Here is a 12,712-nt window from a genome sequence, read left to right on the forward strand (position 1 = left end):
GCATGCAATACAACCCCTTAGGAAAAACCGACCTTCGCGTTTCCCGACTTTGCCTCGGCTGTATGACCTTTGGCGAGCCAGATCGCGGTAATCACGCATGGACACTGCCGGAAGAGAGCAGCCGTCCCATCATTAAACGCGCGCTGGAAGGCGGCATAAATTTCGTTGATACCGCCAATAGCTATTCCGATGGAAGCAGCGAAGAGATCGTCGGTCGCGCACTGCGGGATTTCGCCCGTCGTGAAGACGTGGTCGTTGCCACCAAAGTGTTCCATCGCGTTGGTGATTTACCGGAAGGATTATCCCGTGCGCAAATTTTACGCTCTATCGACGACAGCCTGCGCCGTCTCGGCATGGATTATGTCGATATCCTGCAAATTCATCGCTGGGATTACAACACGCCGATCGAAGAGACGCTGGAAGCCCTGAACGACGTGGTAAAAGCCGGGAAAGCACGTTATATCGGCGCGTCATCAATGCACGCCTCGCAGTTTGCTCAGGCGCTGGAACTGCAAAAACAGCACGGCTGGGCGCAGTTTGTCAGTATGCAGGATCACTACAATCTGATTTATCGCGAAGAAGAGCGTGAGATGCTGCCGCTGTGTTATCAGGAGGGCGTGGCGGTGATTCCGTGGAGCCCGCTGGCACGGGGACGTCTGACTCGTCCGTGGGGAGAAACCACTGCACGGCTGGTGTCTGATGAGGTTGGGAAAAATCTCTATCAAGAAAGCGATGAAAATGACGCGCAGATCGCAGAGCGGTTAACGGGCGTCAGTGAAGAACTTGGTGCGACACGAGCACAAGTTGCGTTGGCCTGGTTGTTGAGTAAGCCGGGCATTGCCGCGCCGATTATCGGAACTTCGCGGGAAGAACAGCTTGATGAACTACTGAACGCGGTGGATATCACCTTGAAGCCGGAACAGATCGCCGAGCTGGAAACGCCGTATAAACCGCATCCGGTCGTAGGATTTAAATAGGTATGCAGGCCTGATGAGACGTGACAAGCGTCACATCAGGCATCGGTGCACAACTACGACAGAATACCCAGCGGCCAGTGATGTCCAATAAAGTACAGGATGCCTGCGGAAATCACCCCAGCGACAATATCGTCGATCATGATCCCCATGCCGCCATGTACATTGCGATCAAACCAGCGGATCGGCCACGGTTTCCACATATCCAGAATACGGAAAATCACAAACCCGGCGGCGACCCACTGCCAGTCATTGGTCGGCAGCGCCATCAGAGTGATCCACATGCCGATAAATTCGTCCCAGACAATGCTGCCATGATCGTGCACGCCCATATCTTTCGCGGTCTGATGACAAAGATAAACGCCAATACAGATCCCCAGCATGACTACCAGCGAATAAAGCTGCCAGGGTAAAAAGGTCATCAGATACCAGAACGGAATCGCCGCCAGCGATCCCATCGTGCCAGGAACAATCGGGCTTAATCCACTTCCGAATCCGACAGCAAGCAAATGCCACGGATTACTCATCTTCAGGCGACTTTTCGCGACATCTTTATGGCGTGGCAAAATGGTCATATCCTTTCCAGTCTAACGTGACAGGTTCGCCGTCACGAATAAAACAAAGCCCTTCTATATCGGCGGTCATTTGCCCGATACAGGTAAATGGTACGCCCAGATGTCCCAAAGCGACATCCAACGCACCACGGTTCAGTTCCGGCACAGTGAAACACAACTCGTAATCTTCGCCACCAGAGAGCGCCCAGCGCAGCGCCTGTTCCGGTTCAACATGACGTGAAAGTGCGTCAGAGAATGGTAACAACGCCAGGTCAATGCGTGCGCCGCAGTCGCTGGCTTTCACGATATGCCCGAGATCGGAAATCAGACCGTCAGAGAGATCGATGGCTGAATTTGCCAGATCGCGCAATGCCTGTCCCTGTAAAATACGCGGCGACGGACGGAGGTGACGTTTGACCAAGTAGTCAGCATCTTTGCCATCCGCCACGTGGAGACGATTTTGCAAAATCGCCAGCCCGGCGGCGCTATCGCCCGGTGTACCGGTCACATAAATCCAGTCACCCGGTTTCGCCCCAGAGCGCGTTAAGGCTCGTCCCATCGGAACAAAGCCGTGGATACCCAACGTCATTGATAATGGCCCACGCGTGGTGTCGCCGCCAATGAGTTGCATATCGTAATAATTGAGGAGCTCAAACAAACTGTCGCTGAAGGACTCAAGCCACGATTCGTCTACGTCCGGTAAGGTTAATGCCAGCGTCAGCCAGGCCGGATCGGCGCCCATCGCTGCCAGATCGCTTAGGTTTACCGCCAGTGCTTTATATGCCAGATCCGCAGGATCGATATCAGGGAGGAAATGGTTGCCCGCCACCAGCGTATCGGTGCTGATCGCCAGGGTCTGTTTCTCGGGGATATTGAGAAGTGCGCAATCGTCGCCAATGCCAAGTTCGACATCAAGACGAGAGCTTCTTACACGGTCAAAATAACGGGCAATCAGGGAGAACTCGCCACATGCCATACGTTATGCCTCAGCAGGTAAAAAAGAAAAGGCCGGCGAGTGCGGAACTGTTTTCCGTTACTCTGCCGGCCTGGATATCACTTTTTGTTAGGGCGAATCACAGGTGCTGCTTTATCCAGTACGCCATTGACGAACTTATGGCTGTCTTCTGCGCCGAACGATTTCGCCAGTTCGATCGCTTCGTTAATGGCCACTTTGTACGGCACATCGCTACGTTTAGACAGCTCGTACAGCGCAATGCGCAGTACCGCTTTTTCTACCTGGCCCAGCTCTTCCAGCAGGCGAGACAGATATGGCTTCATCAGTCCGTCGAGGTATGCGGTGTTAGTCGCCACCCCGGCCAGCAGCTCACGGAAGTACAGGATGTCAACGTCTTTTACATCCTGTTCAGCCAGGAACTGGTATTCAACATCAGCGATGTCGTTCTGGGACAACTGCCAGGAGTAGAGCGCCTGGACGGCACACTCACGAGCGCGGCGACGAGCAGCAGGTTTCACGGATTTCCCCTTACTAATTTCAGGCCTTGATGGCTTTCAATACATTAATCATTTCAAGCGCGGTCAGTGCAGCTTCTGCACCTTTGTTACCAGCTTTGGTGCCAGCACGTTCGATCGCTTGTTCAATGCTTTCAGTGGTCAAAACCCCAAAAGCAACCGGAATTTCGCTGTCCTGGGCAACATGCGCCAGGCCGTTGCTTGCACCACCAGCGACATATTCAAAGTGGGCAGTGCCACCACGAATAACCGTCCCCAGCGCAATCACCGCGTCGTATTTACCGGTTTTAGCCAGTGCACCCGCCGCCAGCGGCAGCTCATAGGCACCAGGCACCCAAACAACGGTAATATTTTCATCTTTTACCTGACCGATACGTTTCAGTGCGTCAATTGCACCTTCCAGCAGGCTGTCATTGATAAAGTTGTTGAAACGCGCAATGGTGATGGCGACGCGAGCGTCCGGGGTAGCAACGTTAGCTTCAATAATGTTCATTTTCTTCCTTCGGGTTCGAGTATGGCCCCGCAGGGGGGCGGATTTTAGCATAATATTTCGTGCGCTGCTTCCCTTTCGAGCCGGGAGATCATGCACCCACTAAATGCAGGCAAACATCCGGGCCTACATGACGTATCTCTTTGAATTTAAATTGGGGCGCGTCGGCTAATTTCTCAAGCCCCGGCAGCGTACATAATCCGCGGGCGTCGCTGCCTAATAGTTTAGGTGCGATATAGACAATCAGCTCATCGACTAAACCCGCCTGTAGCAATGCGCCAGCGAGCGTTGGCCCCGCTTCCACCCAGATACTGTTAATCTGTTGCTTGCCGAGTTGCATCATCAGCACAACCAGATCCAGATGACCTTTATGCTCTGGAATCAGCAAAGTACGCACCGTTTCCGGCCATTCACGAGAATCTTCCTGCGTACGCGCGAACCAGGTTTCGCCCGGCTGTTGCACGATGCGGTGTTCCGGCGTCACGCGATTTTGGCTATCAATCACAATACGTACCGGCTGACGGAGATTTTGTTGCGGATAGAGCGCCTGAGTGTGTTCATCCAGTTCAGACCAACGCACCGTTAAGGCTGGATCGTCCGCCAGCACCGTGGCGCTGCTGGTTAAAATGGCATGACTTTGCGCGCGCAGTCGTTGTACATCGCGTCGAGCCTGAGGTGAAGTGATCCACTGGCTTTCACCGCTGGCCATCGCAGTGCGGCCATCTAGCGACGCGCCGAGTTTCAACTGTATATAAGGAAAGCCGGTGCGCATGCGCTTGAGGAAGCCTTTATTCAATTGCTCGGCTTCGCTCATCATCAGGCCGTGGCTGACGTCAATGCCAGCTTGTTGCAAACGGTAAAGTCCACGCCCAGCGACCTGCGGATTAGGGTCCTGCATCGCAGCCACAACGCGCACCACGCCAGCAGCAATTAATGCGTCACAACACGGTGGCGTACGACCATGATGACTACAAGGTTCGAGTGTCACATACGCCGTTGCGCCTTTGGCTTTTTCACCTGCCATGCGCAACGCGTGTACCTCTGCATGCGGTTCGCCCGCGCGGTGATGGTAACCTTCACCGACAATTTCGCCATCTTTCACAATGACGCAACCGACATTCGGGTTAGGGTGAGTGGTGAAGCGCCCTCGTTGCGCCAGCTTTAGCGCCCGCGCCATGTATAACTCGTCCTGCACGGTTTAATCCTCCAGGCGCGCAATCTCTTCGCCAAATTCTTTGATATCTTCGAAACTGCGATAGACAGAGGCAAAACGGATATAGGCGACTTTATCGAGCTTTTTCAATTGCTCCATCACCAGATTGCCAATCATTTTGCTCGGCACTTCGCGCTCACCGGTGGCGCGGAGTTGCGATTTAATATGGTTGATCGCCATTTCGACGTCATCGGAACTCACCGGACGTTTTTCCAGCGCCCGCAGCATTCCGCTACGCAATTTTTCTTCATTAAACGGTTCGCGCACGTCGTTGCTTTTCACGACACGCGGCATAACCAGTTCCGCAACTTCAAAAGTAGTGAAACGTTCATTACACACCAGACACTGCCGACGGCGGCGTACGGAAGAGCCCTCGCTCACGAGACGAGAGTCAATTACCTTAGTGTCCACGGCGAAACAGAATGGGCAATGCATACGGCGTCCTGACCAGGTGGTTAATAGAAATCTATTTTACCCTGAACTGACGATACAACAAAGGCGCAACGCTTTTGAGATAAAGGATCGATGCTTTCACGGCTTTAAGCCTCTACCATTAGACTTATTGAGATGAGAAAGGGACGACCTATGAACATTAAAGTATGTTTTCGACTATTCCTGCTGGGAAGCCTGTTCAGCCTGAGCGCCTGCGTACAGCAAAGCGAAGTGCGCCAGATGAAACACAGCGTCAACACGTTGAATAAAGAGATGACTCAGCTCAACAAAGAAACCGTCAAAATCACCCAGCAAAATACGCTGAATGCAAAATCCAGCAGTGGGGTTTACCTGTTGCCTGGTGCAAATACACCGGCACGGCTGGAAAGCCAAATTGGCACTTTACGTATGTCGCTGGTGAATATTACGCCAATTGCAGATGGCACCACTCTGACGCTGCGTATTCAGGGTGAGTCCAATGATCCCTTACCCGCTTTCAGCGGAACCGTTGAATATGGGCAAATTCAGGGAACAATCGACAGCTTTCAGGAAATCAATGTGCAGAATCAATTGATTAACGCGCCGGCCAGCCTCCTCGCGCCCAGTGATGTTGACATTCCGTTACAGTTAAAGGGCATTTCTGTGGATCAGTTAGGCTTTGTACGCATCCACGACATTCAACCTGTTATGCAGTAAACGTTTTTCGGGGCGTTTTGTGCGTCCCGCAACATCCTCCCCCATCATTTTGTTACTCTGCTTACATCACCCAGATTGATAGTAAAAGTTTGCAACAAGGGTGAAAGTCAGTACAATTCCCGCCCGAATATGTGTATTCGTGAACGCAATCGATTACGTAAATGATAGAACTGTGAAATACAACATATTTTTGTGAGCAATGATTTTTATAATAGGCTCCTCTGTATAGGAAATATTTAGAAACGCAATTTGCGCCTTTTTCACTCCCGTAAGGGATTTTCAAACAGTGGCATACATATGAAAAAAACATTACTGGCAGCCGGTGCGGTACTGGCGCTCTCTTCGTCTTTTACTGTCAACGCAGCTGAAAACGATAAACCGCAGTACCTTTCCGACTGGTGGCACCAGAGCGTTAACGTAGTTGGTAGCTATCACACCCGTTTCGGACCGCAGATCCGTAACGATACTTACCTGGAGTATGAAGCATTCGCTAAAAAAGACTGGTTCGATTTCTATGGTTACGCGGATGCGCCGGTATTCTTCGGCGGTAACTCCGATGCCAAAGGTATCTGGAACCACGGTTCTCCGCTGTTTATGGAAATCGAACCGCGTTTCTCCATCGATAAGCTGACCAATACTGACCTTAGCTTCGGTCCGTTCAAAGAGTGGTACTTCGCGAACAACTACATTTACGACATGGGCCGTAACAAAGATGGTCGCCAGAGCACCTGGTATATGGGTCTGGGTACTGACATCGACACTGGCCTGCCGATGAGCCTGTCCATGAACGTGTATGCGAAATACCAGTGGCAGAACTACGGCGCAGCGAACGAAAACGAGTGGGACGGTTACCGTTTCAAAATTAAATACTTTGTGCCGATTACCGATCTGTGGGGCGGTCAGCTGAGCTACATCGGCTTCACCAACTTCGACTGGGGTTCCGATCTGGGTGATGACAGCGGTAACGCAATCAACGGTATTAAGACGCGCAGCAATAACTCCATCGCTTCCAGCCATATTCTGGCGCTGAACTACGATCACTGGCACTACTCTGTCGTTGCACGTTACTGGCATGACGGTGGTCAGTGGAACGATGATGCAGAGCTGAACTTCGGTAACGGCAACTTCAACGTTCGCTCTACCGGCTGGGGTGGTTACCTGGTGGTAGGTTACAACTTCTGATTATGAAAATGCCGGGATTTATTCCCGGCATTTCAGATTGTCGACAACGTGCGCTTTGTTCATGCCGGATGCGGAGTAAACGCCTTATCTGGTCTACAAAAGCACGAAAATTCAATACATTGCTGAGATTACGTAGGCCTGACAAGCGTAGCGTATCAGGCAATTTTTCGTTTGTCACAAAGCTCAAATAGCGGATTTTATATCCGGCATTTTTTATTACTTCTTCTTATTCATCATCGCTTTTAAATCAGCAAACGGGTTGTATTTCGCTTCACCGACATCTTTCTGCGCATCTTCCCCTGCGATAACCGTCGTACCATACTGATCCGCTTCGGTATATTTCGAATGCTCATGATCATGGCAATAGAGACAAAGCAATTCCCAGTTACTACCATCTTCCGGATTATTGGTATGGTCGTGATCAATATGGTGAACGGTAAGTTCACGCAGGTTGGAATAGACAAACTCGCGGGAACAGCGACCGCAGACCCACGGATAGAGTTTCAGCGCTTTTTCGCGATAGCCGCTTTCTAACCGCGCATAGTTTTTTGGGATGATAGCCATGAAAAGTTACCTGGATGAAATGTAGGGTTACGCGCAGTTTCCCAAGATGCGGGGATTTTCGCAATCCTGAGTAAAGAAATTCTCACATTACCAGTGACGGCGAGGTTCCATCTGCTGATGAAGAATACGCGCAATGAGAATGTCATCTACTCTTATAACGTAATAAACAGTGTGAAACCTGAATGCGATCTTCTTTACCTCTGGAATCGCATCATAGTCTTGCCCTATCTCGGGCATTTGAGAGAGTGTATCCAGAAAAATGCCGAGAGAGTCGGTATAGCGATCCGCCTGCTCCTCACCAAACTTTCCCAGCGTGTAGTCATAGATCCCTCTGAAATCTTCAACAGCTTTTCCGCTAAGCTTATACACGATGTTTTTGCTTCCTTTCTGCTGCGATATCACGAAGCGTCATCGAACTTTCACCGCTCTCAAGACCTTCAATAACAGCATTTCTGACAGCTTCATCCCTGGATTCTTGTTGTTCCAATAGACGAAGCGCCGAACGCATCACTTCACTGGCCGAGCCATAACGACCAGACTGAACCATCCGGGTAATAAAACTATCTAATTGTTCGCCAACGCTTACTGAGGTAATTTTGCGCATAAGCGATCTCCACGTATTAACTATTAATACAAAGTATATGTCAGAACTCTTTCTACAACCAAAGCTGTATTCAGTACAATAAGCAACAATCGAAAAAAAACCGCAGCGTAAATACGCCACGGTTTTTTAACTGAACGGATTTAAAAACACCCTTACGGCAGAATTGACGGCTGGTCCGCCCCTTCTTTTTCCACTTTCTGTTGCAGCATATGCTCACGCTTCATACCCAGTTTCAGGGCCAGCGCAGATGCAACATAGATGGAAGATGCGGTACCGATGGTTACACCAATCAGCATGGTCAGCGAGAAGCCTTCCAGCACCGGGCCACCGAAGAGATACAGCATCAGGATAACCATCAAGGTGGTACCGGATGTGATCAAGGTACGGTGCAGCGTCTGGGTCAAGGACACGTTAAAGATTTCGTAAGGCGTACCGCGACGGATTTTGCGGAAGTTTTCACGAATACGGTCCGATACCACGATACTGTCGTTAAGCGAGTAACCGATAACCGACATCAACGATGCCACAATGGTCAGGTCAATCTCGATATGGAATAACGACAAAATACCCAGCGTAATGATAACGTCGTGCGCCAGCGCGATTACTACCCCTGCCGCCAGTCGCCACTCAAAGCGGAAACCGACATATACAAGGATAGACAGCAGTGCCGCCATCAGCGCCATCGCACCGGTTTGCGCAAGGTCTGCCCCTACGCTCGGACCGACGAACTCAATACGCTTCACCGCCGCGTTCTGATTGGTAGCTTCGTTAATCACCTTCAGAACTTTGCTGCCCAGCACCTGACCACCGGTTTCGCCTTCAGCTGGCGGCATGCGGACCATGATGTCGTGGCTGCTACCGAAGTTTTGCAGCATCGGCTCTTCAAAACCCGCTTTTTGCAATGCATCACGCATTACATCAATTTCAGCCGGTTTTTCGAGCGTAATTTCAATAACCGTACCACCGGTGAAATCCAGCCCCCAGTTAAAACCGCGCACGCCCATAATGACGATCGCGGCGATTAACAGCAGACCAGAGATGCCGAAAGCCCAGTAGTCCCAGCGCATAAAGTCATAGACTTTACGGCCGTGGTTTAGTTGTTCAACAGTATATTCCTGTGCCACATCGCACTCCTCAGATTGACAGCTTCTTGACGCGCTTGCCGCCATATAGCAGGTTTACGATGGCACGCGTACCGACAATCGCGGTAAACATCGACGTCGCCACACCGATACCGGTAGTAATCGCGAACCCTTTAATTGCCCCGGTACCCACTGCGTACAGGATGATGACTTTAATCAGCGTGGTGATGTTCGCATCGAAGATGGAACTGAACGCGCCACGATAACCTTCATCAATTGCCTGCTGAACAGTACGCCCGTTGCTTAACTCTTCTTTAATACGTTCGTTGATCAGTACGTTCGCATCGACCGCTACCGCAAGGGTTAAGACGATACCCGCGATCCCCGGCATACTCAGCGTCGCGCCAGGCAGCAGCGACATAATGCCGACAATCAAGATCAAGTTCGCAATCAGAGCACTGGTCGCAATCAGACCAAACTTCTTATAGAAGATGATCATGAACAGAATAGAAACCAGCAGACCGGCGAGACATGCCTCCAGCCCCTGTTCAATGTTCTGCATACCCAGGGTCGGACCAATGGTACGTTCTTCAACAATCTGAATCGGTGCAATCAACGCACCGGCACGCAGCAGCAGCGACAGCTGACGCGCTTCGTTCGGGTTGTTGATACCAGTGATACGGAAGCTGTTACCCAGACGAGACTGGATATTCGCGATGTTAATCACCTCTTCCTGCTTCACCAGAACAGCACGACCATTAGCATCTTTCTTACCGCTGTCTTTATACTCCACAAACAGGGTCGCCATCGGTTTGCCGATGTTGTCCTTAGTGAAGTTAGACATGATGTTACCACCTGCGCTGTCGAGCGAGATGTTAACCTGCGGCTGGTTGTATTCGTCCTGGCTGGAAGTGGAATCGGTGATATGGTCACCGGTCAGAATCACGCGTTTGTACAGCACAACCGGCTGACCTTCGCGGGTCTGTTTCACTTCAGAGTCGCCCGGTACGCGTCCAGATGCAGCAGCAGCCTGGTCAACGTTGGTATTCACCAGACGGAATTCCAGCGTCGCGGTAGCGCCCAGAATTTCTTTCGCACGTGCAGTATCCTGAATACCTGGCAGCTCAACGACAATGCGGTCTGCGCCCTGACGTTGTACTACAGGCTCCGCCACACCAAGCTGGTTTACACGGTTACGCAGGATGTTAATGTTCTGCTGCACCGCATATTCACGCGCTTCACTGAGACGCGCATCGCTCATGACCGCACGCAGCTGGTTGCTACCCTGGCTGCTAATGACCAGATCGGGATGACGCTTGCTCAGATATGCAATAGCTTCATCACGGGCGTTGCCATCGCGAAAAGTGATGCTCAGACCGTAATTATTTTCTTTACGAACAGTGGTATACGGGATGCCTTTTTCACGCAGATCGCTGCGCAGGCTATCGATATTTTGTTCCTGGAGTTTGCCAAGCGCAGTGTCCATATCCACTTCCATCAGGAAGTGAACGCCGCCACGCAAGTCAAGACCGAGCTTCATCGGCTCAGCGTGAATAGCTGCCAGCCAGCGCGGCGTGGCCGGGGCAAGGTTAAGCGCCACGACATATTTGTCACCCAGAATGCCCATTAATGCTTCACGAGCGCGTAGCTGGGTGTCAGTGGAGTCGAAGCGCGCAAGAATAGCGCCCTCTTCCAGTGCCACAGACTTAGCAGTTATTTTTTCTTCTTGTAACGTTTTCTGGACCTGGATCAGCGTTTGCTCACTGGCGGCGACTCCGCGCGCGCCAGTGATCTGAACAGCCGGATCCTCACCAAACAGGTTGGGAAGCGCATACAGCAGACCGATGACAATCACCACGATCAGCATGACGTACTTCCACAAAGGATAACGGTTTAACACGGCAATTCCCTTAGGGAAAAATTTTAATTACAGCGCCTTCATGGTGCCTTTCGGCAGAACGGCGGCTACGAAGTCACGTTTAATAACTACTTCAGTGGTGTCATTCAGCGCGATAGCAATGTAGCCGTTTTCTGCTACTTTGGTTACGCGACCGACCAGGCCACCGTTCGTCAGCACTTCATCACCTTTCGCGATGGAGTCCATCAGCTTTTTGTGTTCTTTGGTGCGCTTCTGCTGTGGGCGCAGGATCATGAAATAGAAAATCAGACCGAATACCACCAGCATCAAAATCAAAGACATCGGGCTACCTTGTGCCGGAGCACCCGTTGCCGCTACCGCATCAGAAATAAAAAAGCTCATTAAATTTCCCTCATTATTAATATTAATCAACGTTCAAAGGTGGTACTTCTCGCCCCTGACGCTGGTAAAAATCAGCTACGAAGCTCTCTAATTTACCCTCTTCAATAGCCTTGCGTAAACCCGCCATCAAACGCTGGTAGTAACGAAGGTTATGAATGGTGTTGAGTCGCGCGCCTAATATTTCGTTGCAACGGTCGAGATGATGCAAGTAGGCACGTGAATAATTGCGACAGGTGTAGCAATCACACTCAGGATCGAGCGGGCCAGTGTCGCTCTTATACTTCGCATTGCGGATTTTCACCACGCCATCGGTCACGAACAGATGACCGTTACGCGCATTACGTGTTGGCATTACGCAGTCAAACATATCTATACCGCGGCGCACGCCTTCAACCAGGTCTTCCGGTTTACCAACGCCCATCAGGTAACGTGGTTTGTCTGCCGGAATTTGCGGGCACACATGCTCCAGGATACGGTGCATATCTGCTTTCGGCTCACCCACTGCCAGACCGCCGACAGCGTAGCCATCAAAACCGATATCTACCAGACCTTTAACAGAGATATCACGTAAATCTTCGTAAACGCTGCCCTGAATGATACCAAAGAGCGCATTTTTGTTGCCGAGGCTGTCAAAACGCTCGCGGCTACGCTTCGCCCAACGCAGCGACATCTCCATAGAGCGCTTCGCGTAATCCCAGTCAGCAGGATACGGCGTACACTCGTCAAAAATCATGACGATGTCTGAGCCAAGATCGTATTGAATCTCCATCGATTTTTCGGGATCGAGGAAAATCGGGTCGCCGTTGATGGGGTTACGGAAGTGCACGCCCTGTTCGGTGATTTTACGGATATCGCCAAGACTGAAGACCTGGAAGCCGCCGGAGTCGGTAAGGATCGGGCCTTTCCACTGCATGAAATCGTGCAGATCGCCATGCAGTTTCATGATTTCCTGACCCGGGCGCAGCCACAGGTGGAAGGTGTTACCCAGAATAATTTGCGCGCCAGTGGCTTCAACTTCTTCCGGCGTCATCCCTTTTACGGTGCCGTAGGTGCCAACAGGCATAAAACAAGGCGTTTCCACTACGCCACGATCGAAGACCAGGCGGCCACGGCGTGCGCGACCGTCGGTGGTGTCCAGTTCAAATTTCATTTTTTCTCCACTACGTCAGAAAAACAGTCCAACGTTTAAAC

At 51.2% G+C, this 12,712-nt stretch carries 16 protein-coding genes; 3 read left to right on the plus strand and 13 right to left on the minus strand.

From position 1 onward, the window contains the following. Positions 1-2 precede the first annotated feature (2 nt). Positions 3-977, plus strand: a complete 975-nt coding sequence (gene yajO, locus D9738_RS12695; RefSeq protein WP_130260310.1) for a 1-deoxyxylulose-5-phosphate synthase YajO — start codon at positions 3-5, stop codon at positions 975-977. Positions 978-1,030: 53 nt separating this feature from the next. Here the strand turns inward: yajO and pgpA are convergent, their stop codons facing one another. The 6 genes from pgpA to nrdR form a co-directional block, all read right to left on the minus strand. Further along, complete coding sequence (gene pgpA / locus D9738_RS12700; RefSeq protein WP_000154044.1) at positions 1,031-1,549, minus strand: phosphatidylglycerophosphatase A; 519 nt, start codon at positions 1,547-1,549, stop codon at positions 1,031-1,033. Beyond that, positions 1,527-2,504 carry a thiamine-phosphate kinase gene (thiL, locus tag D9738_RS12705; protein WP_130260311.1) on the minus strand — a complete coding sequence of 326 codons (978 nt, stop codon included), beginning with the start codon at positions 2,502-2,504 and terminating at the stop codon, positions 1,527-1,529. Before thiL ends, pgpA begins: the two co-directional genes overlap by 23 nt. Positions 2,505-2,581: 77 nt before the next feature. Next, positions 2,582-3,001, minus strand: coding sequence for a transcription antitermination factor NusB (gene nusB / locus D9738_RS12710; protein ID WP_000801121.1), 420 nt, complete (start codon positions 2,999-3,001; stop codon positions 2,582-2,584). 19 nt (positions 3,002-3,020) lie between these two features. After that, entirely contained in the window at positions 3,021-3,491 is a 471-nt protein-coding gene (gene ribE / locus D9738_RS12715; RefSeq protein WP_001021161.1) for a 6,7-dimethyl-8-ribityllumazine synthase, read from the minus strand. An 88-nt stretch (positions 3,492-3,579) separates the two neighbouring features. Continuing rightward, positions 3,580-4,683, minus strand: a complete 1,104-nt coding sequence (ribD, locus tag D9738_RS12720; protein ID WP_130206234.1) for a bifunctional diaminohydroxyphosphoribosylaminopyrimidine deaminase/5-amino-6-(5-phosphoribosylamino)uracil reductase RibD — start codon at positions 4,681-4,683, stop codon at positions 3,580-3,582. A 3-nt stretch (positions 4,684-4,686) separates the two neighbouring features. Beyond that, the gene (gene nrdR, locus D9738_RS12725) at positions 4,687-5,136 is read right to left on the minus strand and encodes a transcriptional regulator NrdR (RefSeq protein WP_064527125.1); all 450 of its coding nucleotides are present in this window, start codon (positions 5,134-5,136) and stop codon (positions 4,687-4,689) included. 150 nt (positions 5,137-5,286) lie between these two features. On the opposite strand from nrdR, the gene D9738_RS12730 reads away from it, so the two are divergent. Further along, complete coding sequence (locus D9738_RS12730) at positions 5,287-5,829, plus strand: DUF3251 domain-containing protein (protein ID WP_130206232.1); 543 nt, start codon at positions 5,287-5,289, stop codon at positions 5,827-5,829. 297 nt (positions 5,830-6,126) lie between these two features. Next, positions 6,127-7,011, plus strand: coding sequence for a nucleoside-specific channel-forming protein Tsx (gene tsx / locus D9738_RS12735; protein WP_116836751.1), 885 nt, complete (start codon positions 6,127-6,129; stop codon positions 7,009-7,011). Positions 7,012-7,227: 216 nt separating this feature from the next. Here the strand turns inward: tsx and yajD are convergent, their stop codons facing one another. The 7 genes from yajD to tgt all read right to left on the minus strand — a co-directional run bounded on the left by yajD (position 7,228) and on the right by tgt (position 12,671). Further along, entirely contained in the window at positions 7,228-7,575 is a 348-nt protein-coding gene (gene yajD, locus D9738_RS12740) for an HNH nuclease YajD (protein ID WP_000974823.1), read from the minus strand. A gap of 87 nt (positions 7,576-7,662) precedes the next feature. Beyond that, positions 7,663-7,944, minus strand: a complete 282-nt coding sequence (locus D9738_RS12745; RefSeq protein WP_130260312.1) for a type II toxin-antitoxin system RelE/ParE family toxin — start codon at positions 7,942-7,944, stop codon at positions 7,663-7,665. Next, positions 7,937-8,179 carry a type II toxin-antitoxin system ParD family antitoxin gene (locus D9738_RS12750; protein WP_001226938.1) on the minus strand — a complete coding sequence of 81 codons (243 nt, stop codon included), beginning with the start codon at positions 8,177-8,179 and terminating at the stop codon, positions 7,937-7,939. The genes D9738_RS12745 and D9738_RS12750 overlap by 8 nt, the downstream gene beginning before the upstream one ends. 152 nt (positions 8,180-8,331) lie before the next feature. Continuing rightward, a complete protein-coding gene (secF, locus tag D9738_RS12755) occupies positions 8,332-9,303 on the minus strand; it encodes a protein translocase subunit SecF (RefSeq protein ID WP_130206230.1) in 972 nt (323 codons plus the stop codon). A 10-nt stretch (positions 9,304-9,313) separates the two neighbouring features. Continuing rightward, positions 9,314-11,161 carry a protein translocase subunit SecD gene (gene secD / locus D9738_RS12760; RefSeq protein WP_130206228.1) on the minus strand — a complete coding sequence of 616 codons (1,848 nt, stop codon included), beginning with the start codon at positions 11,159-11,161 and terminating at the stop codon, positions 9,314-9,316. Positions 11,162-11,188: 27 nt separating this feature from the next. Beyond that, a complete protein-coding gene (gene yajC, locus D9738_RS12765; protein ID WP_000007629.1) occupies positions 11,189-11,521 on the minus strand; it encodes a preprotein translocase subunit YajC in 333 nt (110 codons plus the stop codon). 22 nt (positions 11,522-11,543) lie between these two features. Next, positions 11,544-12,671: a tRNA guanosine(34) transglycosylase Tgt gene (tgt, locus tag D9738_RS12770; RefSeq protein WP_000667317.1), complete on the minus strand. Its 1,128-nt coding sequence runs from the start codon at positions 12,669-12,671 to the stop codon at positions 11,544-11,546. Between the last annotated feature and the right edge of the window lie 41 nt (positions 12,672-12,712).

This window comes from Escherichia sp. E10V5 (genome assembly GCF_004212315.1).
GTDB lineage: Bacteria > Pseudomonadota > Gammaproteobacteria > Enterobacterales > Enterobacteriaceae > Escherichia.